The sequence below is a fragment of the Agathobaculum sp. Marseille-P7918 genome, assembly GCF_964248325.1.
Lineage (GTDB): Bacteria > Bacillota > Clostridia > Oscillospirales > Butyricicoccaceae > Agathobaculum.
In genome coordinates this window covers 268,581-294,826 of sequence record NZ_CAXTXI010000003.1, presented here as the reverse complement: position 1 = coordinate 294,826, position 26,246 = coordinate 268,581, and the positions used below count along the sequence as shown (strand labels likewise).

The 26,246-nt window shown below is 48.9% G+C and carries 18 protein-coding genes; 5 read left to right on the top strand and 13 right to left on the bottom strand.

The window, feature by feature from the left end:
* The first annotated feature begins 53 nt into the window (after nt 1-53).
* The 4 genes from ACESSO_RS06620 (at nt 54) to ACESSO_RS06605 (ending at nt 7,601) form a co-directional block, all read left to right on the top strand.
* The gene (locus tag ACESSO_RS06620) at nt 54-1,148 is read left to right on the top strand and encodes a hypothetical protein (protein WP_373164267.1); all 1,095 of its coding nucleotides are present in this window, start codon (nt 54-56) and stop codon (nt 1,146-1,148) included.
* Between the two features lie 603 nt (nt 1,149-1,751).
* Nucleotides 1,752-3,320, top strand: coding sequence for a type I restriction-modification system subunit M (locus ACESSO_RS06615; protein ID WP_373164266.1), 1,569 nt, complete (start codon nt 1,752-1,754; stop codon nt 3,318-3,320).
* Between the two features lie 5 nt (nt 3,321-3,325).
* On the top strand, nt 3,326-4,447 hold the full coding sequence (locus ACESSO_RS06610) for a restriction endonuclease subunit S (RefSeq protein ID WP_373164265.1): 1,122 nt from the start codon (nt 3,326-3,328) through the stop codon (nt 4,445-4,447).
* Nucleotides 4,448-4,460: 13 nt separating this feature from the next.
* Entirely contained in the window at nt 4,461-7,601 is a 3,141-nt protein-coding gene (locus ACESSO_RS06605) for a type I restriction endonuclease subunit R (RefSeq protein ID WP_373164264.1), read from the top strand.
* A 109-nt stretch (nt 7,602-7,710) separates the two neighbouring features.
* On the opposite strand, the gene ACESSO_RS06600 is transcribed toward ACESSO_RS06605, so the two are convergent.
* The 13 genes from ACESSO_RS06600 to purB form a co-directional block, all read right to left on the bottom strand.
* The gene (locus ACESSO_RS06600) at nt 7,711-8,256 is read right to left on the bottom strand and encodes an ATP-binding protein (RefSeq protein WP_373164263.1); all 546 of its coding nucleotides are present in this window, start codon (nt 8,254-8,256) and stop codon (nt 7,711-7,713) included.
* Between the two features lie 486 nt (nt 8,257-8,742).
* The gene (locus tag ACESSO_RS06595; protein WP_373164262.1) at nt 8,743-9,627 is read right to left on the bottom strand and encodes a hypothetical protein; all 885 of its coding nucleotides are present in this window, start codon (nt 9,625-9,627) and stop codon (nt 8,743-8,745) included.
* Between the two features lie 979 nt (nt 9,628-10,606).
* Nucleotides 10,607-13,405 (bottom strand): phage/plasmid primase, P4 family, encoded by a 2,799-nt coding sequence (locus ACESSO_RS06590; RefSeq protein WP_373164261.1) that lies wholly within the window; start codon nt 13,403-13,405, stop codon nt 10,607-10,609.
* 514 nt (nt 13,406-13,919) lie between these two features.
* The gene (locus ACESSO_RS06585; RefSeq protein WP_373164260.1) at nt 13,920-14,522 is read right to left on the bottom strand and encodes a recombinase family protein; all 603 of its coding nucleotides are present in this window, start codon (nt 14,520-14,522) and stop codon (nt 13,920-13,922) included.
* 2 nt (nt 14,523-14,524) lie between these two features.
* Nucleotides 14,525-15,754, bottom strand: a complete 1,230-nt coding sequence (locus ACESSO_RS06580) for a TniQ family protein (protein ID WP_373164259.1) — start codon at nt 15,752-15,754, stop codon at nt 14,525-14,527.
* On the bottom strand, nt 15,751-17,040 hold the full coding sequence (locus ACESSO_RS06575; protein ID WP_373164258.1) for an ATP-binding protein: 1,290 nt from the start codon (nt 17,038-17,040) through the stop codon (nt 15,751-15,753). The genes ACESSO_RS06580 and ACESSO_RS06575 overlap by 4 nt, the downstream gene beginning before the upstream one ends.
* Nucleotides 17,041-17,055: 15 nt before the next feature.
* Nucleotides 17,056-18,777 carry a Mu transposase C-terminal domain-containing protein gene (locus tag ACESSO_RS06570; protein WP_373164257.1) on the bottom strand — a complete coding sequence of 574 codons (1,722 nt, stop codon included), beginning with the start codon at nt 18,775-18,777 and terminating at the stop codon, nt 17,056-17,058.
* Between the two features lie 2 nt (nt 18,778-18,779).
* Nucleotides 18,780-19,163 carry a hypothetical protein gene (locus ACESSO_RS06565; protein ID WP_373164256.1) on the bottom strand — a complete coding sequence of 128 codons (384 nt, stop codon included), beginning with the start codon at nt 19,161-19,163 and terminating at the stop codon, nt 18,780-18,782.
* Between the two features lie 500 nt (nt 19,164-19,663).
* Complete coding sequence (locus ACESSO_RS06560) at nt 19,664-19,885, bottom strand: hypothetical protein (RefSeq protein WP_373164255.1); 222 nt, start codon at nt 19,883-19,885, stop codon at nt 19,664-19,666.
* The gene (gene nrdR / locus ACESSO_RS06555) at nt 19,882-20,337 is read right to left on the bottom strand and encodes a transcriptional regulator NrdR (RefSeq protein WP_373164254.1); all 456 of its coding nucleotides are present in this window, start codon (nt 20,335-20,337) and stop codon (nt 19,882-19,884) included. The genes ACESSO_RS06560 and nrdR overlap by 4 nt, the downstream gene beginning before the upstream one ends.
* Before the next feature lie 112 nt (nt 20,338-20,449).
* Complete coding sequence (locus ACESSO_RS06550; RefSeq protein WP_373164253.1) at nt 20,450-21,241, bottom strand: sugar phosphate isomerase/epimerase family protein; 792 nt, start codon at nt 21,239-21,241, stop codon at nt 20,450-20,452.
* A 129-nt stretch (nt 21,242-21,370) separates the two neighbouring features.
* The gene (secD, locus tag ACESSO_RS06545; RefSeq protein WP_373164252.1) at nt 21,371-23,815 is read right to left on the bottom strand and encodes a protein translocase subunit SecD; all 2,445 of its coding nucleotides are present in this window, start codon (nt 23,813-23,815) and stop codon (nt 21,371-21,373) included.
* An 82-nt stretch (nt 23,816-23,897) separates the two neighbouring features.
* Nucleotides 23,898-25,328, bottom strand: a complete 1,431-nt coding sequence (gene purB / locus ACESSO_RS06540; RefSeq protein WP_373164251.1) for an adenylosuccinate lyase — start codon at nt 25,326-25,328, stop codon at nt 23,898-23,900.
* A gap of 256 nt (nt 25,329-25,584) precedes the next feature.
* Here purB and ACESSO_RS06535 point away from each other — a divergent pair, with 256 nt between their 5' ends.
* The gene (locus ACESSO_RS06535) at nt 25,585-26,226 is read left to right on the top strand and encodes a GNAT family N-acetyltransferase (RefSeq protein ID WP_373164250.1); all 642 of its coding nucleotides are present in this window, start codon (nt 25,585-25,587) and stop codon (nt 26,224-26,226) included.
* The last annotated feature ends 20 nt before the right edge of the window (nt 26,227-26,246 follow it).

The following is a 26,246-nucleotide window of genomic DNA, read 5'->3' as shown; positions in this document are numbered from 1 at the left end:
ATTAGGTAAAATTGGCTATCATAGCCAAAGGAAAGGACAAGGGGGTATTTTTTATGCTTAAAAAAATTGTTTCCACCATATTGGCGGCGGCGATGCTTGCAACAGTTGCAAGTGCTGCGCCCTCCGATATGCAGACGGCAATCCCTTCGCCCCACGCAATCTATGTGGACGGCGCAAAGGCCAATGTAGCAGCTTACACAATTGGCGGCAATAACTATTTCAAACTGCGCGACATCGCAGCTATCGTAAATGGCAGCGAAAAACAGTTTGAAGTGGATTGGAACAACGATCAGCAGCGCATCGATCTGACTTCGGGCAAGCCTTATACTACTGTTGGTGGTGAGCTTGGCGCGATTTCTTCGGCAAATCAGTCTGCAAAAGCTTCTACGGCGGTCGTATATAAGGATGGCTCCAAGGCCAACTACGCCGGATACAACATCAAAAACAACAACTACTACAAGCTGCGCGATGTTTCCCAGTCCTTTGACATCGGTGTTGAATGGGACGGCGCAAACCAGCGTGTTGACATCATCACTACGGAAGGTTATGTCCCGGAGGGCCAGCAGACCACTGAGGAACCTGAGTCTGAGCCTGAGACTCCCGTAACTGAACCTGAAACTCCCGTAACTGAGCCTGAAGAGCCTGCTACTGAGCCGGAAACACCGCAAGTCAACATTCCGACTATCACTGATAAATTTCCGGAGGCCCATGGCGTAATTGACGAATACTCAAGCGCATATCAGAAATTTCTCGACGAATGCAACGAAAATACGATTGACGTATCTATTTCGTATAAAATTGTTAATGCACTTACAAATAAACCTGTACGTGCCAGCATTCAGTCTGCGGTAGTAATGCTCGATGATAGCTATTACAATCCTGACTCTCCTTTTAGTGAGAATTTTGGCTTGGTCAAGTTGATTCAGTCGAACTCGGATGGAACTGGTAGTTTTACATTAAAAGTACCGCAAAGCCTTTATCAAAAGATGCAGGGTAAGGGTTCGTATTTTTCCATTTATCCGTCACAGAACTATTATTACATTGATGATACTTGGTATACAATGGGCGGATCAATAATCATGAATTATGCTACTCAGGGCTATCGTCTTGAGGTTCAGCTTATGCCTGATTTCATTCTTAATCGGTAATTCTCTCTATTGCAAATTCGCTGTTGTTCGTAAAAAACAGGAAAATTGTTCTTGTTTGTTTGAAAGTCGAACGCAATTTATGGCGAATTCAAAGAAACTAATCGCCGGTGAACAAACTTTAACGATAAGAATTAAAAAACTGATGGCATTGGCACTTTAAAGTTCTAATGCTGTCAGTTTTTTTGATCTTTAAACATTTCAGCGTAAGAAAACATGTAGTTTTACAGCACGATTTGTAGGTTTGTCAAACATATTGGACAGAGAACTCTAAAAGATAGAGCCAACCCAGCGGTCTCATGGGAAAGTAGCTGGAGCGTGGCTGGCGCGAATGCACCATGTCCCGTATTATAGGAAGGATATGACCCCATCTTGTCAAGTTAAGTGTCGCAATTCAGCTTTAACTGATGAGGTTCTATCCTTTATTCTGTCCAAGATGCATTGTACTCCTATACTTCGCTTTCTTTCCAATCAAATTGCACTACTTCCGAAAAAGGCAAAGATTTGATATACTAATATTGATATGTAATTTGAAACGCATGTAATAGTAGCGGTATGATCTGTTTTCATATCTGCCATCGCGTTTTTATGATAGGGGGAAACGATATGCCGGATATGAAAAAAGAGCAGGAGCGTGACGAGCTGCATCGTGCCATTTGGGCAATTGCCGATGAACTTCGTGGCGCGGTAGATGGCTGGGATTTTAAGAACTACGTGCTTGGCACCATGTTCTATCGTTATATTTCAGAAAATCTGTGCAATTACATCAACAGTGGCGAAATCGAAGCGGGAAACGAAGATTTTGATTACGCTGCAATGTCTGATGAGGAAGCAGAGGAAGCACGCGAGGGTCTGGTCGAAGAAAAAGGCTTTTTCATTCTGCCCAGCGAGCTGTTCTGCAATGTGCACGCCCGCGCTGCCGGAGATGAAAACTTAAACGAAACGCTTGAAACCGTGTTCCGACACATCGAGGAATCCGCCAAGGGCAGCGAGTCCGAAAATAGCTTTGCCGGACTGTTTGACGATTTCGATGTCAACAGCAACAAGCTGGGCGCAACGGTAGCGAAACGAAATGAAAAGCTGGTCAAGCTCCTCAATGGTGTGGCCGACATGAATCTGGGTGATGTCAAGGATCACGACATTGATGCCTTTGGTGATGCCTACGAATATCTGATGACCATGTACGCCAGCAACGCCGGAAAGTCTGGCGGAGAGTTCTTCACCCCGGCGGATGTGTCTGAGCTACTGACCCGTCTGGGGACCGTGGGAAAGACCGAGGTCAACAAGGTTTACGACCCTGCTTGCGGTTCCGGTTCTCTGCTGCTCAAAGCAGTAAAGGTGCTGGGACATGACGCGGTGCGCAACGGCTTTTATGGGCAGGAAATCAACATTACCACCTACAACCTGTGCCGCATCAATATGTTCCTGCATGATATCGGGTTTGATAAGTTCGATATTGCCTGTGAGGATACGCTGACCAATCCTCAGCACTGGGATGATGAGCCCTTTGAGCTCATCGTTTCCAATCCACCGTACTCCATCAAGTGGGCCGGGGATGACAATCCGCTGCTCATCAACGATCCGCGGTTCTCGCCTGCTGGTGTGCTTGCGCCCAAAAGCAAAGCGGATATGGCGTTTATCATGCACAGTCTCAGCTGGCTTGCGTCCAATGGCACAGCAGCGATCGTTTGTTTTCCGGGTATTCTGTACCGGGGCGGCGCAGAGAAAAAGATCCGCAAATATCTGATCGACAACAACTTTATCGACTGCGTAATCCAACTGCCCAGCAACCTGTTTTTCGGTACGTCGATCGCCACCTGCATCATGGTGCTGAAAAAGAACAAGACCAATAACAAAACCCTGTTCATTGATGCCACCAAAGAGTGTATCAAGGTGACGAATAACAATAAGCTGACCCCGGAGAACATCGACCGTATTGTGGATATCTTCGCAAATCGTACCGAAGAGCAATACTTCTCCCGTCTGGCAGCCTATGAGGAGATCAAAGAGCAGGAATATAACCTCTCTGTTTCCACCTATGTGGAGGCCGAGGATACCCGGGAGAAGATTGACATTGTTCAGCTCAACGCCGAGATCGCTCAGATCGTGGCCCAGGAGGAAGTGCTGCGCGCGGAGATCGATAAGATCATCGCAGAGATCGAGGTGGACGAATGAGCAGGTTGGAGAAGCTGATCCAGCAACTTTGCCCGGATGGGGTGGAATATAGAAGTTTGGAACACTGTTGTAATATTTTGGATAAAAAAAGAAAACCCGTTACCAAGGCAGCACGGGTTTCTGGACAATACCCTTATTATGGTGCAAATGGCATTCAAGATTATGTTGCGGATTATATTTTTGATGGAACGTATGTGTTAGTTGGAGAAGATGGAAGCGTTGTGACACCATCAGGGAGACCGGTGGTAAATTGGGTAGATGGAAAAATATGGGTTAACAATCATGCTCACATTATTGAGGAGGATAAAGGAGTTTTACTACGATATTTATTTCATTTTCTTCAAACAGTAAATATCGCTCCTTTAATTCATGGAAATATTCCTAAGTTAACAGGTGGTGACTTCAGGGCAATTCTGATACCTGTCCCACCCATGGAAATTCAGCGGGAAATTGTGCGGATTCTGGATCAGTTCACAGAACTTACCACAGAACTCGCCGCAGAACTCACCGCAGAACTCACCGCAAGAAAAAAGCAGTATGAGTATTATCGGGATGAATTATTTAGAACGGCTGAAGATACAGAGGTCTGTTACCTGAATGAAATCTCAGAAAATTGTGATAATCAGAGAAAACCTGTAACAAGTGGCAATCGGACTGCTGGGAAATATCCCTACTATGGGGCATCCGGAATTGTTGATTATGTTGATGATTATATTTTTGACGGAGATTATCTTCTAATTTCAGAAGATGGTGCTAATCTGTTAGCCAGAAGTACCCCTATTGCTTTTTCGATTTCCGGGCAAAACTGGGTAAACAATCATGCTCATGTTTTGCGTTTTGATACATACGAAACCAGAAGGTATGTAGAAATCTATTTGAACTCTATTGATTTATCTCCATACATTACTGGAGGCGCACAGCCCAAATTGAATCAGAAAAATCTAAATAAGATACCGATTCCATTGCCCTCTCCAGAAGAGCAACACCACATTGTCTCCATCCTCGACCGCTTTGACGCCCTCTGCAATGACCTGACCAGCGGCCTGCCCGCTGAGATAGAAGCCCGCCGCAAGCAGTACGAATACTACCGGGACAAGCTGCTTTCCTTTCCGCAGATTTCCTCTTAAAGAAGGGATTTAAATGAACCAATTTAATATCGTTGCCGCCACAACTGAAAACACCGTTGTCACCTCCTACGAGCCGGTTGCAAAGCGCTCGGACAGCTACCAGAGCGAAGCTGCACTCGAGCAGGAGTTCATCCATATGCTCACTCAGCAAGGTTATAAATATCTCGCCATTCATCAGGAGGCTGACCTCATTGCTAACCTGCGCCATCAACTGGAGATCCTAAACGACTACCAGTTTACGGACAGCGAGTGGGAGCGGTTCTTCTCTGATGCCATTGCAAATCCCAACGAGCGCATCGTAGAGAAAACCAGAAAAATTCAGGAGGACTTTGTGCAGGTGCTCCGTCGGGATGACGGTACTTCTAAAAACATTTCTCTGATCGACAAAAAGACCATCCATAACAACCGTCTTCAGGTCATCAACCAATACGAGATGAGCCAGAAGCAAGGGGCAAAGCACGACAACCGCTATGATGTGACGGTGCTGGTCAACGGTCTGCCATTGGTACATATCGAGCTCAAACGCCGGGGTGTTGCCATCCGAGAGGCATTCAACCAAATCGACCGTTATCAGCGGGAGTCTTTCTGGGCGGGCAGCGGGCTATACGAGTATGTACAGATCTTTGTAATCTCCAACGGGACCAACACCAAATACTACTCCAACAGCACGCGGTTCAATGCCATTCGCGAAGCCGCCAGAGGCAAGGTCAAAAAGCAAAAGACCAGCAACAGCTTTGAGTTTACTTCCTCCTGGGCAGATGCGAATAACAAAGTGATTCCCGACCTGATCGACTTTACGCGCACCTTCTTTGCCAAGCACACCCTCCTGAACGTGTTGACCAAATACTGTGTATTCACATCGGAAAATATGCTGATGGTCATGCGTCCCTACCAGATCACTGCCACGGAGCGCATTCTGAACCGCATCGAGATCGCCAACAACTACAAGAAATACGGTACGATCGCAGGCGGCGGTTACATCTGGCATACGACCGGCAGCGGCAAGACGTTGACTTCATTCAAAACGGCACGGCTTGCTTCACAACTGTCCTATATAGACAAAGTTCTGTTTGTGGTGGATCGAAAGGATCTGGACTATCAAACCATGAAGGAGTATGACCGCTTTGAAAAGGGTGCAGCCAACAGCAATACCTCTACAGCCATTTTGAAAAAGCAGCTGGAGGACGATAACGCTCACATTATCATCACCACCATTCAGAAGCTGTCCACCTTCATCAAGAAAGAGAAAAACCACCCGGTTTATACCAAGCATGTGGTCATCATTTTTGACGAATGCCACCGCAGTCAGTTTGGTGACATGCACACGGCTATCGTCAGGAATTTCAAGAAATACCATCTGTTTGGGTTTACCGGCACACCCATCTTTGCGGCCAATGCCAGAGCTGTCAGCGGAGCGCAATTCTTCACCACGGCTCAGACTTTCGGTGATCAGCTCCACAGCTATACGATCGTGGATGCGATTAACGACAAAAACGTACTGCCTTTCCGAGTGGATTACATCAAAACCATGGATGCCGAACCGGATATTGATGACAAGAGTGTCTGGGATATCGACCGTGAAAAAGCATACATGGCTCCCAAGAGAATTGAATTAGTGACCCGCTACATTCTGGAGCATTTCGACCAGAAAACCTATCGTGGAGACAAAAGCTATTGGTTTCACACGCTCACCAACATTGCAGAGGTTGCCTCCAGCAAAAACAATAAGGTGGAAGAGATCAAGGATAAGCAGCGTATAAGCGGATTTAATTCCATCTTTGCTGTTTCTTCGGTTCCCATGGCGAAGCTGTACTATCAGGAGTTCCAAAAGCAAATGGCAGCCGATCCTACCAAGCATTTGCGGGTGGCGCTGATTTACAGCTATGGAGCTAACGAGGGCGAAGCTGATGGGATTCTGGATGAGGAAAATAGCGAAGACACCAGCGCGCTGGATCAGAGCAGCCGTGACTTTCTGGATGCTGCGATTCAGGATTATAACAAGATGTTCCACACCAACTACTCCACCGACAGCGACAGATTCCAGAACTACTATAAGGATGTTTCCTTGCGAATGAAGAATAAAGAACTGGATCTGCTGATCGTGGTCAACATGTTCCTGACCGGCTTTGATGCGACTACGCTGAACACCCTTTGGGTGGATAAGAACCTGAAAATGCATGGTCTCATCCAAGCATTTAGTCGCACCAACCGCATTCTGAATTCGATCAAGACATTTGGCAATATCGTCTGCTTCCGAAACCTGCAAAAGCGCGTGGACGCTGCAATCGCATTGTTTGGCGACAAAGAGGCTGGCGGAATTGTCTTGCTCCACAAATTTGCCGATTACTACTATGGTTACACGACGCAAGACGGCAAAGACAAGCCCGGCTATGTAGATATGATCGAAGAGCTGACGCAAAAATTTCCGCTGTCCGCACCACAAATCGAAGGCGAACAAAATCAGAAGGATTTTATTGCTTTGTTTGGTGCCATTCTGCGGATGCGCAACTTGCTTTCCTCGTTTGACGAGTTTAAAGGAAAAGAACAGCTCGCTGAACGTGATTTGCAAGATTATCTTGGACGATATCAGGACCTCCGTGATGAATGGATGCGCCGTACAAAAGGCGAAAAAGAGGATATCACGGATGATATCGTGTTTGAGATCGAGCTGATACGCCAGATCGAGATCAATATCGATTACATCCTGATGTTGGTGAAAAAATACCATGATTCCCATTGTGACGATAAGGAGATCCTTATTACCATCCAGAAAGCCGTAGATGCCAGCCCCGAACTGCGCAGCAAAAAGCAACTCATCGAAACCTTTATTTCCGGCATCAACGATGTGGAGGATGTATTGGAAGAGTGGCATGGTTTTGTGGCAGAGGAGCGAGAGAAAGAACTGACGCAAATCATCCGGGACGAAAAGCTCCGCGAACCGGAAACCCGCAAGTTTTTGGAAAATGCCTTCCGGGATGGCGAGATCAAGACCACCGGAACGGATATCGATAAACTGATGCCGCCGGTGTCCCGATTTGGCGGTGGCGGTACCAGAGCCAAGAAAAAGCAGTCTGTGATTGACAAGCTCAAAGGATTCTTTGACCGCTTCTTTGGAATCAGCAATTGGGTTGCCGATCAGTCAGATGAACCATAAGCGCCTTTTATTCTTATATTCTGTCATTTTGTCTAATCGGTTCTATTCCAGCCGCAAGCTTCACAAAAAGCCTGTTGTTTCGAAAGAAATAGCAGGCTTTTTGTACTTTTTAGAGTTTTTCAAATGAAAATAATCGTTCCGCATAAGAACATGTCTTGCCGAGCGTCTGAAGGAGGACAGGCTCCCCTGCGCCGAACAGCATGACCGGCAAGCGAAGCTGGTTACAGCGATGCAGAGCCATGGTGAGTCCTTTGAGATCTGCCAGTAATAACGCTTGCATATCGTCAATAAGAAGGCAGATCCCTTGATTATTTTGCGCAGCTGCCTGACCGTATAGCACCATGTCCTCTGTCAAATCAGCCGTGTCTACGCCGGAAAAAGCGTGAAAATAGTCTGGTTCTTTTGAGGTCTCCTGAATACAGCTGTTTTGAAAGCACCGACCGAGCTGCGTCACAAGCTGTTTGGTGAAGTCTGTTGTTGCGGCAGCGTCCAGATAGCAATGCCAAAGTCCCACTTGCTCTACAAGCAATTCAATCTGATGTAGCAAAGCAGTTTTGCCAACGCCTTTTGCGCCATAATATAGGACAGATCGCTGTGGAAAACCGTTCTTCAGGCTAATAAGATTGCTTTCAGCATTGGACAGCTGTTTCATCATGCAGCGTGTATCATCATCCTTATGCAAGACACGCACCTTCTCCCTTTGTTCTATGTATCAGCAAGCATATTTCTCTTTGAAGCCAATATTCCCGCTCGAACGCTTTCCAGTATGTCATTTATCTAAAACAAGTATATAATAGCGCATTCCTTATCACAATTACATTCTTTACTAAAGATCATTTGCCTTTTATTAAAATTCTTTGTGATAAAGTTTGAATCGGCAGCGTTCTCATCGATGAGAGCGGTCTTAACCGGGACACGATCAATTACTGCAATATCCGAGGCCTCCTGCTGCTGGCTGCGTGGGCGTAAAGCAATCAGTTCTCCCAGATCTATCTGACTCTTACCTCGCATTTGTAACGAAAAGGGCCATCTTTATTTTCGATACCAAACCCGCCGATTTAGCGGTTTTTTTCATGGCTAAATAACCCCTTGGATTTGTCTCGCAAAACAGTTGCTATTTGATATAGAACATTTTCCTATGCTAAGCGATCCGATCCAACTGAACTGTTTTCCAAATCACTTCACACTGTTTTTCCCGAGGCACAAACATAAAGCGGACATGGTGAAACGGAAACATATATTGACGAATCTGCCGCATCATTGTTTCTCCATGAATAACAGTGCCATCAGGGAGCATGCCGTCCCACCGGATCAAATCACGAAGCCCTTGTACCTGATCCTGCGGATCGACAGCCGTAATAAATACCAGCGATTTATCCTGTGCTTCTGCAAGTTGTGCTGCAACAGCGTATGATAAACAAGCTCTACTGTTTGAAAAATTATGATATAATTCTGCCAGAGAATCTTTTCGATCGACGACAATCTTGCCGTTGGGGCGCATGTAATCTCCCGGCATACCGGAAACCGGGATAATGCAAATATTATGGTTTGCACAGTACTCTACCATAGGAGAAAGCCTCTCCTGAGTATCTGCCAATAATATTGGACATGCAGAATAAAATGCCTGCATTACTGCGCGATTGACATCGTCGCTTCCTTTAGCCCAACTTTCAGTTCCGACGCGCATGTCACGAGGAGTCGGTCGAAACTTTTTCGCGGGCAGTATACGCCGAACCCGCGGGTAACACCGTCCGTTGTATTGTCCCCATGCAACGTCAACACAAACAAAGCAGCCTTCGGTTTGTTTCAAGGTTGCGATGGTCCGGTTCGGCGTTTCCTGCTTGACTGCATCAAAAAATATATTCAAAATCTGTTTTCCATGCGCAAGATCGATCCTCTGGCGAAATAACCAAGTTCCAGTATACCGAAAAACCTTCGTCGCCCATCCTACGTTCGGACCTGCTGCAAATTCGTAAGAAATAAGTACGGCACTCGGTTTTTCTTGCACTCGAATCACCTTGGCCAAACAGACGCCCTCTTGCATTACAGGATTCAGATTCGAGGGCCTAAACTCTGGTTTCTTATCATTCGCGTTAAACATAATTTTTATATCTCACCTCTTTCGATACTTTGAGGGCAGATTACCGAGCCACGGGGGGATGAGGGGGGGATGTTTTGAAGGACATTACTTAAGACACAGGCGGGGAGAGAATATCTCTCTGAATACTCATATACGGTGTAGTAGGTGTAGTAGATGTAGTACCCGATATTTCACATCCAGAACAGAAGTATTACCACACCTACTACTTACGCTTTCTCTGTTCTGATAGAAGAGTTCTTAATGCAAATGCTCCCACCCTTCTCCTCCCCGTGGTGAGAGAGTGCTAATGTAGCTACTACACCTACTACACCCCCCTCCCTCCCCTGTGGTGAGGGAGTGCTGATGCAGGTACTACACCTACTACCCCCTCTTCCCCGTGGTAAGAGAGTACTGATGTAGGCATCTCCCACCTTCCTCGTGAATCGAGTATCGTTTCAGTAGTAATTCATGTGTTACACAACAAAGAGTGCTGTGGAGCAGAAGAATACTTCTGCCACAAGATATGTTTCTGAGCGGATGTCACAGCACTCTGCTACTTGGTGAATCAATTATCGATAGTCAAATGATTTATGCAAAATGATGTTACAAGATCAACTGCTCTCTGGGTTGTATCACGAATTCGCAGTTGATATGGTAGATAGCAAATAATACTTTAGTTGGAATCACAGTAATGTTATGTTTGATTGATTCATAAATCGGAAGGCAGTCGATTTGTTGATTGGGAGTTGGTTCAACTTCGCGTGTAGCCTTCCGATTTCATTGAAAAGATTTATACACTGATTGTTGTAACAATAAAATATGTACGACGCACTTCCGTATGTGGGAGTGGAAATTTGATCTTTCTCCCCTCACAAGAGAGTGCATTATATTTATCTATCGCCATACTGTATTGACAAACTACGGATTAAGCCGTTTGATTGCTCTGGGTATTTCTACGGAAACAATAATTCCGAATGATTGTGGTCGGGGAGCCAGCTCTACCGTTGCCTCTAATACGAGTGTTGCGACGCACAAGTCCGCGCGAATCCAACTGCTGGAGGAACAACTGATAGTTGTCAGCGTAATAATTTCGATCTTTACACCAAACTTCATACTGATGATATACAGCCATCGCCTTTAAATCCGTCGACTCATTGTACTCCAACTCATCGTTGATAAAGCTTCCGATTCTATCGTTATCTTCCTGCAACTGCCTTACATTCTTCTGATTGCTTTCCGGCACTACGAGGCCGTTTTTCTTGTACTGGAACCAACCTGCGAGCATAAAATTTAATACTGCCGATAATTCCTTTGGCGAGGTTAACGTACTCTTTAATGATTTATCCTGTTCGTTTTTGTTAAAGTGATGATTAAAGTTTACCAGCTGGAGACGATCAGAATCAAAAATGCTTTTATCATCGATACGGGGATAATGGTTCGAAACAATAACAAGTTTAAAATCCGGGGTAAATTCGACAAAATGACCATAAAGAAAGCGTGCCACAAGTGTATCGTTTCCAGTGATCGTTTTAATAAGACTGCTGTTAAGCCTTAAACGTTGATCAGGTTCGTGAACGATTACCATACGAGCGCTTGCCAAGCGCGCAAAAGATTCTGTAGGCTTGTCAGGATTCAGCTGCTTGGTACTCGCAAGAGCATCAGCACTCAGGATTTTTACATAATCACCCATCGCCTTCTGCACCGTAGAGATCAAAGTTCCCTTCCCAGCCCGTGTTACACCCTTAAACAAGAAAAAGCATTCTTCCGGGGCCTTACCATACAGCATATACCCCAAAATAGACTGAACAAAAGTAATCTGCTCTTCATTATCATCAAAGATCTGATGCAGGAACTTGTCCCATTTCTCTGAATGTGCGTCAGGATCATAGATTACATCAGCGCAATATGTAATATAGTCTTCCGGATTATGATTCTGAAAAGTGCCATCACATAAATTGATCGTTCCATTTTGCACATTGAACAAGTAGGGATTATGATTCAGCTCATCATAGCGAATAGCACATTCAGGGAGAGTTTCCGCATCCTTGAGAATAGCCTGACGGAATCTATTATTCTTCCATTTTTTAGCGCATTCATGCGCTACACCCTTAGAGATATCATCTGTAATGCTGTTTGCCAAGCCATCAATCGCATAAGCGATATCTTGAAGTAGACTGCGCACCTTGAATTCATTCTTCTCCCATTTCGTACCATTATAATAGAGCCATTCACCGGTTTCGCAGACAAATTTACATACAGAACCAAAAAGTACACCGAATAATGTTGCTGCATCCAGATTTTCTGTAGGAAGGGGCAGCCGCTTCAGTGCAATAATATTGGAAATCCTCCGCTGGAGGTCAATTGGATGATACTGTTCAGAGACTTGCACAGTCTTTTGAGATGAAATCGAAACAACTGCTTCTACCTTTTCCGGTGGAAGCTTCTTAGGCGCAACTTCTACTGCCACAATCTGTTGAGGGGAGCGAATTTCCTGCGATGCCGTCAACGGACAGGACAGTGCTTCCTGAGACTGAACCGTCTGGGCAGGCGGTGCTTCCCGAGGTTTATCCATCTGCGCAGTTGATACTCCAGCAGATTCAGGCGTCTGCGTAGTCACAGTTTCGCGAGTAGCAGTGACCTGCGAGGAAGATGATACCGGGATGACAGTTTCCTGAGATTGTGCTACCACTTTTTGCGTCGTGGATTTAACAACAGTCTGTTCACGGGAAAGTATAAAATCGATTGCTTTATGAATAGTGTGCGCACCGTATGTGCTGTTTCCGTGCAGTTCATCCCATTTTGGGCGCATCAGCTTCGATGTGCGGAAAATTTCATCGATAATATGAGGATCTTTTGTAAAGTGCGCAAGTATACAGCATAATGACATATCCGAGGAACTCCAGTCATGGCTATCATTGAGCTCTTTCTGATAGAGGTTGAGAAATTTCTCATGATTCTTGGCGAATATAGCTGCTGTAAAGACATCACGTGCCTCACTGGAAAGCGGAAAATTATCATCTGCCATAGGATCGGAAGTATCTTTGCTGACAGCAACGGCATCATTGTTGAGCAATAATTTCGTTTGCTTTTTAGTAGTTGTCATTGCGCAGTTATTGTCGGAAAACTGTGCTTGAATTTCAGTAACAGCCACGGTTGCATCATGGATCGTATTGTGCTCTTCATACACAGAACCCGTCAGGATCACATACTGACTACTCGTATACATCTCGATTTCCGGCATTTTATAGAGGGGCCTGCCATCCGCTGTAGTTTTAACTTCTCCGGTTGCTTTGTCGATATCCAGACGTTGAATTCCGTTATCCCCCAGCTTCTTCCGATGCCAATTAAGGTTGATATTCCTTGCGTAAGCAATGATATGAAAACCATATCCAGATTGAGAAAATTCAGTATACGAATTAACGCTTATAATTATATTCCGAGCGACTTCATCCATTGTACCCGTCTTAGGATCATAGACGGTGTCCAAATCAATAACCAGCAATCCGCTGTCCTTTGAAAACATAAAACCGATACCATCATAACCTTTAGTTTTCACAGCCTGGACTGCCTCATCAAACGTGACCCAAGATTCTGGATCATTGGACTTAGCCATTACTCCAGTATGCGGATTAAATGGTTTCTTGCCACGGTGCACAACCCACTGTTTCAATTGACGCAATTTCTCAGGGATATTGCTATAGTTATAATTGTTTGTATTAGACATAAAAGCCTCCTTTGCTACGATTTGAGGACACTTTACTCCCAAACTATTGTCGGGACTATGCTGTATGTATTTTTGGATGACAAGTGCTGCACATCATCATCAAAAATATTTTTTAAAAGTTTACTTTTAGGTCCCACCTCCTGTAATTTTTCAATGAGATAATCTGCCTTATATGTAGCACAAATTTAGACGAAAAAAAAAGGACAGAATTACCCATTGAGTAATTCAATCCCTTATTTATAAGTTACCCCCATTCAAAATAGCTGTCAAGTTTTTTCGTATCAAAAAATGCAAGTTTTTCGCTTGACAAGAATTTTGAGTTATTTTTCCATTTATTACCTTTATCTTAATGTTATCAAAAAAATTCGATAAAATTTCCATTTTATAACACAATGATTATATTTCGAACAAAAATGTTCAAAAAAGTAAAATACTATCGAACAGGAATTAAAAAAGCGCCCTCCTATGAAATTTTTCATAAGAAGGCGCTAAAATTTTTTGAGCGTATCATTTTTCAATGTGTTTGCTGTTCTATCAGCTGTAAATACCGATACACGGTCATCCGGCTCACCCCAGCCAAACGAGCCAACTCCGAAACGGTCAGGCCCTGTGCTTGATACAGCGCATAGTACCGCAGGAATCGATCCGAAATGCGTTCAAAGGTGAGCTTGGGTCTGCCCAACTGAACCCCTTTTGCAGCGGCATTTCGCATTCCACTCTTAACCCGGGCGGAAATGATATTGCGTTCCAACTCTGCAAATACACCTGCGATCTGAAGGAAGGCCTTGGTCATCGGATCCATTTCTCCACCGGTACAGTCGATCGTCAGCGAACCCTTGATAACCAACCGAAGCTTATGCTGCTCGGTAAAGGCAATCAAATCACAAAGCTGGCGGGTCGATCGAGTCAGTCGGCTGACCTCGGTCGTGGCGATCTCATCCCCGGGTTGTACCATGGACAGCAGCCGATTCAGCTGAACCCGGTCCGTTTTCACGCCGGACTCGTATTCCAGAAAGATGTTCTCCTTTGGAATCCCCATCTGCACCAACTCACGCACCTGTCGTCCAATATCCTGCCGCTCCTCATTGGTTGAGCATCGAACATATCCGTATTTCATACTCATCCCTTCTCTTCCGTCTTTAACCCCTGCATCATAAATTGCCGCAGTACATGACTGTAGGCAGAAAAATGATGCTGCTGCATATAGTCATCCAATTCCTGCTTTTCCGTTTCGCTCAAGTGAATTGTAACTGTGTACTCCTTCCGTGCATCTGCTGCCACCGGACTGCCGCTCTGTACCCAAAATGGTGCGATGCCAAAACGAGCCGCATAGGAGGCAACCTGCCCCACCTGAATGCCAAGCTGTTCTGCGATGCCCTGCTTGCTGTATTGCCGATCCTGCCGCGCGAGTGCTTGCATCTGCTCCTGTAAGTGCAGCGGGATGATCTTGTCCGTAAACAGGCTTTCTGCATCCAGACCCAGCAAGGTACAGAGCAACGCATACTCCTCGGTGTGGGCGATCTCGAGCTTGCGAAGCCGTCTCAAATGTGCCGTCGTCAAGTGCAGCCCGAATACCTCCTGCACAGTCTGCTGTCCGAATGTCTCGACCAAGCGTGCATAGGTCTTTTCCTTATCCCATGCCAAGCGGTTGACGTTCCCATCCCCCAACAGGCCCGCATTCTCCGCCGCACGGTCGAGATTATCACTGTTCCGGTTTGCCTGTCTTTCGAGCGGAAACTGATACCACCGGTGCAGCAACTCGGTCAAGGTAAGTTCTGCATCCGTTGCATGGCAGTCTGGCTGTATCTCATCGGGCGGGATGGTCACCAACTGCCGGCTCAGCACCATCGTCCTCTTTTGGTCAGCTTCCCTCAGGCGGCAATGATGCTTGGGACAGAGCGGCAGCAAATCGATCTGGTGTTCCGTGTGCCAGTAGGCTTCTCCATACTGTTCCCTGTCCTCCTGCGCGCAAAGCGGACAAAACCGAAGCGGATGCTCATGCAGTTTCTTGCGGATGGTCAACAAGGATGGTGCAATGTCCTGTCCCTCGCAGAATCCATCCAGCAAGTCTTTTTTCCGCTCATAGGGTAAAAACAACAGCCGGAACCGAAACAGGGAATGATGCAATGCCAGCTCCCTTAAATCGAGTGTCCCCTCCGGCAACACACGCTGTAATTGCTGCATCGTTGTATTGGGCAGCAGCTCCCCCACTTTGGGATAGGTCCGGCAATCCGGAAACAACAGCTGCAACGTATCAGACCAGTAGGCGATCCCGGCGTGCAGATGGTAGCGCATGATCACGCTGTACCATAATTCATCCGGATATAGCTGCGGAAAGAAGCCGATCATGGCAATCCCCTTTCTATCAATCCCAAGTTCTCCATACCCTGTACGATTTTCTCTGTCTCCTGCTTGCGCTTCCACAGTTCAATCAAATCCAGATTGTTTCTGCTCACGGCTTTGCGACCTCGAGGGTTGGCGTACAGACGAGGCATCTCCTGCGGCTCCTTCTGAACTGGCTGCTCCGGAAGTGCGGCAGGCTCGCTTACAACCTTGGACACCGTAAAATCCGAAAGCGATATCCCGGTCGGGAACTTCTTAGGCACACTCAGGTTGAGCAGTTCGATGCCCTGTTTGAGCAGCTTTTCATCCATCTGCTCCCTCCCGGCTTGAATGGTCTGTGCCTGCCCCTGCTGGAAAATCTGCATGATGTAAGACGGAATCCCGCCGGAGTGATCATAGATCAGATTAGCCACACGGTCGGTGAGCGGCATGTATGTTTCCGTGATCTGAAACTGCCAGATCTGCTCGAGAAACTGACGGTATCCTGCATCCGGACGCAATGGCAAAAGCCGAAGTCCCCGGGTGCGGCGCTGCAAATGCTCCTGCTGACAAAACAGCTGTTCTGCCTCCGAGGTCCCGATAAAGTAAATGCTGGTGCAGGTTTCGTTGACCAGCTCCACCAGAAACTTGATAAGCGGTCTTACCTGCTTGTTATGCACCGCCGTCTGAATGGCGTTCTGGATCTCATCGACCACGATCACACCAACCGCATGGTTCAGGCAGATGATTTTCACCTGCGTCACGAGCGCACTGGCAGACAACCGGCTCTGTTTGGCAGCAAAGCGAAAATACTCCGAACCAATCGCACGGTCTACCGCTGCAATGATGCTGTATGCCAGTGTTTTCACCGAGCAGTCGGACGGGCACTCGACAAACAGATGCAGGATCTGCTTTTTGTAGAATGGTTTGCCGTTGTATTCGCTGTGGGTCACGCACTGAGGAATAAGGGACAAGCACCGCCGGACCGTCGAGCTCTTGCCAACGCCGGGAATGCCCAGAATCGAACCGCTCTCCGCCTCGGTTGCGAAGCTGGCAACGCTCTCCTCCCGCAGCCCCTGTATCTGGCGGATCGTGTCCAGCATGGTTATGGTCAGATAGGTGGTGCGGATTGCGCGAAGCAGCAGATCATAGACCGTGCACATGTAATCCATCGGCACAAACAGCTCACCCAGTTTGGCGATGCGGTTGTTCATCGGCACACCTGCAAAATCGGGTGTGCTTTTGATTTGCTGTACGAAGTCCGCTTTGCTCAGCTCTTCTGGTACGCTGTCCAGATAAGGATTGTCCGACATGGTGCTTTCCTCCTTTTATCGTTTGGTTGTGATAGTCTGGATGTCCCGCATCAGATCGACCCGAGCCTGCGTTTCGGCTGCGCTGCACTGCTGCTTCGCGTCCTGCTCTGCGGCACGGTATTGCTGTGCTTCGGTATAGGACTGGCTGCGGTACCGACTGCACGCTTTGGTCAGCGGCAATCTCATATACTCGTCATCCTGCACCAGATACAAAAGATCGGTGCGCTCCGGGTCGTATGCCACTGTTACCTTGCTGTTCCTCAGCTTTTCCAGCAGACTGCGAAATGCCGGTGCACCATAGTGGAAGCCACGGAACCGAACCCCATGCCGGTCTACAGTAGCTTCTCCTTGAGACAGGGCTAACATGGAATACTCCTGTTCCTCCAACACCAGAAGAGTGCTCCGTCCCATCTCGGTAAACCAGTGCCACAATCCTGATGCCGTTGGTGTCACATGGTCGCGCAGCATCTCGTCTGTGAGTGGATAGTTTTTCAGTACCCTTGCGCTGTTGAGATAAACGATCGTATGGATCAGCAGCTTGATGTAATCGTTTAAGGTAAGCGATGCCTGCTTGCGGTAATCAGTCGCCCAGCGTTCCTGTGCATCTGCTTCAATCATGCCCTTTCCTCGCAAAGCAGAAGTATAGCTGTTTTGAATGAGTCCAAAGCTCTTTTCGACAAGTCCCTTTTGGTCTGGTCTAAAAGGAGGCAGGCTTTCGCGTTCGATGCCATACCGTTTACAGAGGACGTCAATTCGCGACCCGCAAAACTCCCGGCCACGGTCTGTAACGATCTCTCCCGGCAGTCCTGTGCTCGGCCATTGGTCTGCGGTGATCGTGATGCCGTACTTGGCACAGAACTTTACCTTGTCCTGCGCAGCGTTGGCTATACAGTACAACACCGCCTGCTCTCCGGCTTCCATCCCTGCGTAAAATCCGGCGATCAGACCGGTGACCGTATCGACCGCCAGATACAGGTTTGGCCTGCCGATCACGGTGTTTGGGTCAAGGCTGGACACCAGATAGAGGTCTCCCTGCGTGGCATCCATCTGATAGCACCCGATCTGGCTTTTCCAGTTCTGTGCGTTGCCGAACAGCATCCGGTGGTTGCGCTGGTAGTTGGTCAGGCCCTCCCTGCTGATCTGCTTCTGGCTGCCCTTGTGCAAGCCGTGCGAGTAGTAATACTGCCGGAAGCTGCTCCATGTAGGATGGCCCTCCAACAGTTTGCCGTTATCATCCGTAAAGTGCTCAAGCAGCATGCAGTCGTACACCGACCGCAAGGACGGACGCTTGGCAGAGTAGTACAGCGTTTCTATGGCTTGCTGGAAGATACGCTGAATATCGGTTTGCTCACCCGAACAAGTCGCTCTCGGTTTTGGCATCAGGCTGTCCTGCGCCAGATACAGCAGATATAGCTGGTAGATCCGTCTCGGTGTGGTATGGTGCTTTTCTGCGATCTGCTCCGATAATTCCTTCCGCCGTTTGTAATCTGAAATGCAGTACAGATCATCAATCATCGGTTGTAGCATAGCCAGTTTTTTGCGCTCAGATTCGGTTGGTTTGCGCTTGTGGTCTGTGCTTTGCAGATACCGTTTGGGAGCAGGCACACGCTGACAGACCTCCATCTGTGCAGCAGACAGAAACTGCGGTCGCTGCGGATTCTCGAACCGGATCACCCAGCAGCCGTCTGTTTCCTGTCGCAGCACATGGTAGATCTCCTCCAGCACCTTGATAAACATGCTCATTCCTCCATTACCAGTTTCCAATCCTCGATGCCCTGTGCTTTCCAGTACCGACGGGACAGCTCCAGCTTTTCCACATAGGCGCGCTCATGTAACTTCCGTTTCAGGATCATCTCCCGGATGCCGATATGTCCGTCTGTGAAGAACAGCTTGAAATCGCTTGTCCAGTCCGTAGTGAGGTAAGAACCACGAATATCCACGCGATCAATCCGACTGAGAAAGGCGGTGTCCCAAGCAATATTGGCTTCATAGCCGCGCACATCCTCGCGTTCCTCCAACCATTTGGTGTAGTCCCGCGCACCGGCCGAGTGAACACTGCACATCGCTTGGTTCTTTTGGCTGTAAAAGCAAATTTCCCTTGTTCGTTTGCCTTGCTTTTCCATAACGCACCCTCCTCTGGAACACAAAATCTTCGGTTAATTCTTTGAATTGCGCTGAGCTTTTTGCGTTTTGCCTTCAAAATCTCCGCATAAATCCGTTATTTACGAAAAATGAATTTCCGAATTTTTGACTATACAAACTCCCCTTAAACCAGTGTTTCAGCCTCAAATACAAAATATTTTTACTATTTCTTTTTCTCTATCCATCTTGAAAATCTTCGCATAATTGCAATTATCCTTAAACTCCCTGTTATTATCCCTGCAAAAACAAGCAATTTTTCCATGAAAAACGCACTATTTTGGCCGTTTGAGCCGGATTTTTCTCATGAATCCCGTCCAATATCTGTAAGGAACTGTAAACTCCGAATAATTGTGTGACGCGAAGTTCGAAACTTTTCTATACCAAATGCGCCCCATTTGTCCCATTCTCATCCATTCTCTATCCATTCCAACCCCATTCCGTTCGATCTGCTCCAATTCCTCCCTTTTCCATTCCGTCTTACCTAAAACAGACCGAAAATCTCTCTAAAATCGACATTTTTTCTTTTCCCCCGTTTCCCTACTTTCTCATTTTCAGAACTTTTATCCCCCTTTTCAAGCCATTTTTGCGCAACAAAAAAGACCCAAAGCACTTTCCATGCCTTGAGTCCTCGTTCTTCTTTTCCCGGTTTATGCGCTTTTTTCCCGGACATTATGCCGGTTTTGTGAGGGAGGTTAACAATCACTTATCCTTGAGCAGAGTATTCAGCTCCTCCATAAAGGTGTTGATATCCTTAAACTGCCGGTAGACAGACGCAAAGCGCACATAGGCCACCTCATCGACCTTGCGCAGCTGCTCCATCACCAGTTCGCCAATCTCCTTGCTGGACACTTCGGTTTCCAGAGAGCCAAAAACACGCTGCTCAACGTTATCCACGATTTGCTCAAGCTGAATGAGCGATACCGGTCGTTTTTCACACGCTTTCATGAGGCCGCCCAGCAGTTTCTGCCGGTCATAGGCCTGCCGCGTACCGTCACGCTTGACCAGCATCAGCGGCATCCGCTCCACGGTTTCATAGGTGGTAAAACGCTTGAGACATTTGAGACATTCTCGGCGGCGGCGAATACTTGTTCCCTCATCAGTCGGTCGGGAATCGACTACCTTGCTGTCATCAAACCCGCAAAACGGACATTTCATTGCGTTTCCCCCTTGCAAACCGGTATACAGTCCTGTATTTTCCCTTATTATACCACCGCTTGTGGTATAAAGTCAATCGACACACCCTAATCTGCGTCCCTCTTTTCCTGTTTTATACCGATGCAAACCGGCTCAGCGTACGCACCGCACGTTCCAGCTCCTCCGGTGCATCAAAGTTGGTTCGATAAACCTCAATGATGGTATGACCGTCATACCCTTTCATACGCAGCCGCGAGAAGAAATCCGCATAATCCATGATGCCTTCACCGGGCATCAGGCAACTTTGCTCAGCAGAGAAGTCGTTGATATGCACGTTGACCAGCCGCTCTCCCATTGCATCCATAAACGCCTTCCAGCTCTGTCCGGCACGATATGCCTGTTTGACATCTAACGTATAGTGCAGCGCAGGCACATCGCGGTACAGAGCATGGATAAACGCCGGGTCGCGCGACCGGCACCATGCGACATTTTCCTGTGCAAGTGTCACGCCGCAGGCTGTGCCGATTTCACAAAGCCGCTGATAAACCTCGCATTTGTGCTCCCAGTGTGCCGGATCATCCTGCTGCCCCATATGGCGTTCCCCGTGAAAGGTCAAAAACCGCGCCCCTAGCGCTGCCGTACACTCAAAATACCGCTGATACTGCATCAGTCCATCCTCTGTGCGACGCGCATAATCGGAAAACAGCAGCATCCCTTCCATCAGCGAAGTATAGGGATGCACGGATATCACATCCAGCCCCAGACTGCGCGCCTGCGCTCCCAGCGCCTCATAAAAGCGCGGCTGAAATTCGCTTTCGGTATTGAAAAAAATTTCAATCGCACGCACGCCCAGCCCGGCGATAATCGGCAGGGCCTCTTCCAGCGGCTGCGGGTAGAAACACGCGGTTGACATTCCGATTCGCATGGCTTTTCTCCCTTCTTCTGCTTTGATAGACAAGCAAGCCTTGAATATGCTTCGCTGTCTGTTTCTTTTTCCTGTGTCAAACAAATCACGAAAGGCCGGGCGCTTTGCCCGGCCTTTTTTCATCCAGAATTAGATGCGCTTTTTGCGGAACTTCTTGCGGAAGAAGCCCCACAAGCTGGAGGACAGCATGATGGACGACCAAGCGCCCGCCAGAATGCCGACAATCAGCGGCAGCGTAAACTGCTTAAGCGACGGCACACCCAGAATATAGATCATGCCAACCGTGAACAGCGTGGTCAGCGAAGTATTGATCGTACGGCCCATGGTCTGCCATACGCTGCGCTCCGCCACTGCCTCAAACGGCTCCTTGCGCGCGGTGCGCAGATTCTCACGCACGCGGTCAAATACGATGATCGACGCGTTAATCGAATAACCGAAGATGGTCAGCGCCGCGGCGATGAAGTTGGTGTCCAGCGGAATCTGCAGCCAGACATAGACCGACAGCATGATCAGCAGGTCGTGTACCAGGCAGACAATCGCTGCCAAACCGCTGGTCAGCTCAAAGCGGATGGTGATATAAATCAGCATCAACACAATCGCAACAATCGCGCATAGGAATGCAGCGCGCTGCAGGTCGGAACCAACCGACGCAGAAACGTCGTTGTTGTTGTAGATATCAGTCTCGGCTAAACCGTAGGTCTCGGTCATCTTTTCGATGACGGCCTCACGCTTCTGCGAATCAATCGAGGTCGAGCGAATCAGCACGTTCTCGTTGTTATCGCCCGAAGAGGTGACGGAAGAAGCCTCCGTGCCGGTAACCTCCTTAAACAGGTCGCCGATCTCGGTCTGGAGGTTCTGATCCACCGTCTGATGCATTGCGAACTCCATCTCGGTGCCGCCCGCAAAGTCAATGCTCAGGTTGAAGAAATTCTGACCGAACGGCAGCAGAATCAGCGAAACCAAGCCGGTCAAAACCAGCAGGATCGAGATACTGCCGAAGATCTTGAAGTTCTTGATCACCGCAAAGCGCGGACGCAGCGCATGGTCGTTCAGGCCGTATGCCTTGGGGCTGCGGATGTGGAAATCCACCATGCGGTTGAGCAGGAAGTGGGTCACGGTCAGTGCCGTGAACATGGAAACGATAACACCGATGCCCAGCGTGGTTGCAAAGCCGACAATCGTACCGGTGCCGAGGAAGAACAGAACTGCCGCTGCAATCAGCGTGGTCACGTTGGAGTCAAGGACCGCGGTGAACGCGCGCTTGAAGCCCGACTCGATCGCGCTCTTGACCGTCTTGCCCGCGCGCAGTTCTTCCTTGATACGCTCGAAAATAACGACATTGGCGTCCACTGCCATACCGATTGACAATATGATACCCGCGATGCCCGGCAGGGACAGGTTGACACGAATGAGGCTGAAGATCAGCGCTTCAATCACGATATAGAAGCCCAACGCAAGGCAGGCAACCAGACCGGGGATGCGATAAACGATCAGCATGAACAGGCATACCAACAGCACGCCGATTGCGCCGGCAATCAGCGAGGTGCGCATCGCGTCCGCGCCCAGCTGCGGGCCGACCGAACGCAGCTCCACCTGCGTCAGCGAGAACGGAATCTGACCGGCGTTAATCAGATCGGCCAGTTCCTGCGCACTTTCACGGGTGAAATTACCCGAAATTACACAGCTATCGTTGTCGATTTTTTCGCCGACCGACGGATAAGAGATCACCTGATCATCCATGACAATATACAGTTGATTCGTGCCGTCGCCGCCGTTTTCCGTCGAACGGGCTGCCACCGATGCGGTAGCCTCAGCAAACTTCTGTCGGCCCTCACTGGTAAACTGCACTTGGACATAGTGAACATCGGCCACTTCCGAACCAGTCGGCTTGCCGTAGCCATAGGAAGCCTTGGCGATGTCCTCGCCGGTCAGCCATTCCTTACCGTCCGCATCCATAAAGAGCAGCTGCGCGGTCGTGCCGAGCGTCTGTACTGCCTCTTCCGGATTGGTGATCTGCGGAATCTCAACCGTCACGCGGTTGTCGCCTGTCAGGGTGACAGTCGCTTCGGTAAAGCCTTTATCCGTCAGACGCTGACGAATGACCTTCTGTACCGAGTTCATGTCATCCGCCAGATTGGACATATCATAGCCGTCCGGAATCTGTGCTTCATACACAATACGCGAACCGCCAACCAAGTCGAGGCCCAGACGAATACCGTTTTCGGTATCCAGCACGCTCGGAATGATTGCCTTGATGGATGCAGCCACGTTCTCGTCCGAAGTATCCGTATTCGTAGCCGTATCATCCACGGTATTTACTGTGGTGTCATCCGTAGCAGTACCATCGGTCGCCGCGTCATCCGTTGTGGTTTGGTTTGCCGTATCGTCTGCGGTGTTATCCGCCGCCGTATCGGTATTCGCGGTGGTGTCTGTCGTATCGACGGTATCGGACGCCGCCGTATCCCGGAACGGCATCGTCCAGCCCCCCGGAATATACACACCTGTCACTGCGGTCACACCCAGGAAAATAATCAAGAGCATGACAGCAATGAAGGAAATCACACTTTTCTTCAATTTTTCTGCCTCCTTCGTTTTCTTACACAGCTAAAGTAGTATACTGCGAAACTACTGAAAAGTCAACCACAGCGCCGCATGCTTACAGGTTGATCTCCACTGTAACCTCTTCTCCCTCCAGATAGGGGGCAATCGCTGGACGGACGCACTCCTTCAAGAACTCGTCCACCTGAGACGGGCATCGGCCGATGTAAGCCGCCGGGTCCAGATGCGCAAGAATCTGCTCGCGCGTCATGCCGAACATCGGGTCCGCCGCAATGCGGTCAATCAGGTCGTTATCCAAGCCCTCTTCCTTAATACGCTTACCGGCTGCCATCGAATGCTCACGGATGCGCTCATGCAGCTCCTGCCGGTTGCCGCCGCGCTTGACCGCGTCCATCATGATGTTCTCGGTCGCCATAAAGGGCAGCTCGTTCATCACATGCGCATGGATGACCTTGGGGTAAACCACCAGACCGGAAACTACGTTAATCATGATGTTGAGAATCGCGTCGACCGCAAGGAACGCCTCCGGCACGGAAATGCGCTTGTTGGCAGAGTCATCCAGCGTGCGCTCAAACCACTGGGTTGCAGAAGTAAAGGCCGGATTGAGGCTGTCACAGATGACGTAACGCGCCAGTGCGCAGATGCGCTCGGAACGCATCGGATTACGCTTGTACGGCATTGCAGACGAGCCAATCTGATGCTTTTCAAACGGCTCTTCAATCTCCTTGAGATGCTGAAGCAGGCGCAGGTCGGTAGCGAACTTGGACGCGGACTCAGCAATGCCGGCAAGCGTTGCCAGCGTCTGTGCGTCAATCTTGCGCGAATAGGTCTGACCGGACACCGGAACGACGCCTGCAAAACCGAAATCGTCCGCAATGCGCTTTTCCAACTCCTTGACCTGGGCTTCGTCCCCGTCAAACAGCTCCATAAAGGACGCCTGCGTGCCGGTCGTGCCCTTACTGCCGAGCATGCGCAGGTTTTCGATGCGGTACTCAACCTCATTCAAGTCCATCAGCAGCTCGTTCATCCAGAGCGTCGCGCGCTTGCCGACAGTAGTCAGCTGCGCGGGCTGGAAGTGCGTAAAGCCAAGTGTCGGCTGCGCCTTGTGCTCGTCCGCAAAGCGCGCGAGCTTGTCCAGCACAACCGCGAGCTTTTTGCGCACCAGCAGCAGGCCCTCACGAATCTGGATGATATCGGTATTGTCGCCGACATAAGCGCTGGTCGCGCCCAGATGAATGATACCGGCCGCCTTGGGTGCGGCTTTGCCGAAGGTGTACACATGCGCCATGACATCATGGCGGACTTCCTTCTCGCGTGCGCGCGCGGTATCGTAATCAATGTCGGTCAGGTGGGCCTCCATCTCATCGACCTGCTCCTGCGTGATGGGCAGACCGAGCGCCATCTCCGCCTTGGCAAGCGACACCCACAGACGGCGCCAAGTCGAGAACTTCATATCCGAAGAGAACACATACAGCATCTCTTCCGAAGCGTAGCGCGAGGACAGCGGGCTTTCATACACGTTATTCATGTCAGTCGTCCTTTCAACTCTGTCTTTTTTGGATTGCAACAGCAAACGGTCAGACAATTATACAGCTTATTTATTTTAACACTGCACACGGCGCATTTCAAGCCAAATCGCCCTGTTTCGCGCATATATTGTAACAATAAACAAAGAATTTCCCACCCTGCCCCGTGTATTTGACACGCCGCCCCGCCCTGTCGCTTGACGGATGTGAAAACACATGCTATCATCAGGGCAGCAAGGGATACAGGAGGTGCGCGGCATGCGAAAAGCCCGGCAGGAGGACCGCGCGGCACTGGCCGCGCTGATGTTTGACCAGTTTTACGAAAAACAGGAATTGCAGCAGCAGTTTTCCGGCATTGACCCGGAAACCGCCCGAAAAATCGGCCCGACTGTTCTCAGCCTTGGACAAAACTACTTTTTCTCCCGCGGGGATGTATTCGTATGCGACGCACCGGACGGATCACTGGCTGGCGCGCTCGTCGGCGCAGACCCGCGCCGCCTGTCCCGCTTCGGCCCAATTGGGCAGTTTTTCTATGCTCTGCGTCACAGCCGCGTACTGCGAGACATCCCCAATTCTCTGCTGACGCAAATTATGCGCAACAGCCGTCCGGTTTTGGCGGTACACAGCGCAAACTGGTACAAGCGCTATTGCGGCCGACCGTATTATATCGCGCAGTTTGCGGTGGCAAAGCCCTACCGCGGTACGGGCATTGCGCGAGAGCTGCTGGAAGGTGCTATTGAGCACGCCGCCGCGCAGGGCTATCCGGCAATTGCGCTCGAGACGCTGTCGCGCGAAAACGTGCCGATGTATCTTCACTTTGGCTTTAAGCTCAAGCAAGTATACACCAGCGGAGAATTCACCGAATACCGGCTTTTGCTGCCGCTGCTTTCGCCACTTTGATACAATAAAAGGACGTGCAA

Excerpts from the sequence above, each read along its gene's own strand:
- ACESSO_RS06615 (WP_373164266.1), top strand. The coding sequence starts at position 1,752 with ATGCCGGATATGAAAAAAGAGCAGGAGCGTGACGAGCTGCATCGTGCC.
- ACESSO_RS06535 (WP_373164250.1), top strand. The coding sequence starts at position 25,585 with ATGCGAAAAGCCCGGCAGGAGGACCGCGCGGCACTGGCCGCGCTGATG.
- ACESSO_RS06575 (WP_373164258.1), bottom strand. The coding sequence starts at position 17,040 with ATGTCGGACAATCCTTATCTGGACAGCGTACCAGAAGAGCTGAGCAAA.
- nrdR (WP_373164254.1), bottom strand. The coding sequence starts at position 20,337 with ATGAAATGTCCGTTTTGCGGGTTTGATGACAGCAAGGTAGTCGATTCC.
- ACESSO_RS06585 (WP_373164260.1), bottom strand. The coding sequence starts at position 14,522 with ATGAAATACGGATATGTTCGATGCTCAACCAATGAGGAGCGGCAGGAT.
- ACESSO_RS06565 (WP_373164256.1), bottom strand. The coding sequence starts at position 19,163 with ATGGAAAAGCAAGGCAAACGAACAAGGGAAATTTGCTTTTACAGCCAA.
- ACESSO_RS06580 (WP_373164259.1), bottom strand. The coding sequence starts at position 15,754 with ATGATCGGCTTCTTTCCGCAGCTATATCCGGATGAATTATGGTACAGC.
- ACESSO_RS06550 (WP_373164253.1), bottom strand. The coding sequence starts at position 21,241 with ATGCGAATCGGAATGTCAACCGCGTGTTTCTACCCGCAGCCGCTGGAA.
- ACESSO_RS06570 (WP_373164257.1), bottom strand. The coding sequence starts at position 18,777 with ATGTTTATCAAGGTGCTGGAGGAGATCTACCATGTGCTGCGACAGGAA.
- purB (WP_373164251.1), bottom strand. The coding sequence starts at position 25,328 with ATGAATAACGTGTATGAAAGCCCGCTGTCCTCGCGCTACGCTTCGGAA.
- ACESSO_RS06590 (WP_373164261.1), bottom strand. The coding sequence starts at position 13,405 with ATGTCTAATACAAACAATTATAACTATAGCAATATCCCTGAGAAATTG.
- ACESSO_RS06600 (WP_373164263.1), bottom strand. The coding sequence starts at position 8,256 with ATGATGAAACAGCTGTCCAATGCTGAAAGCAATCTTATTAGCCTGAAG.
- ACESSO_RS06620 (WP_373164267.1), top strand. The coding sequence starts at position 54 with ATGCTTAAAAAAATTGTTTCCACCATATTGGCGGCGGCGATGCTTGCA.
- ACESSO_RS06605 (WP_373164264.1), top strand. The coding sequence starts at position 4,461 with ATGAACCAATTTAATATCGTTGCCGCCACAACTGAAAACACCGTTGTC.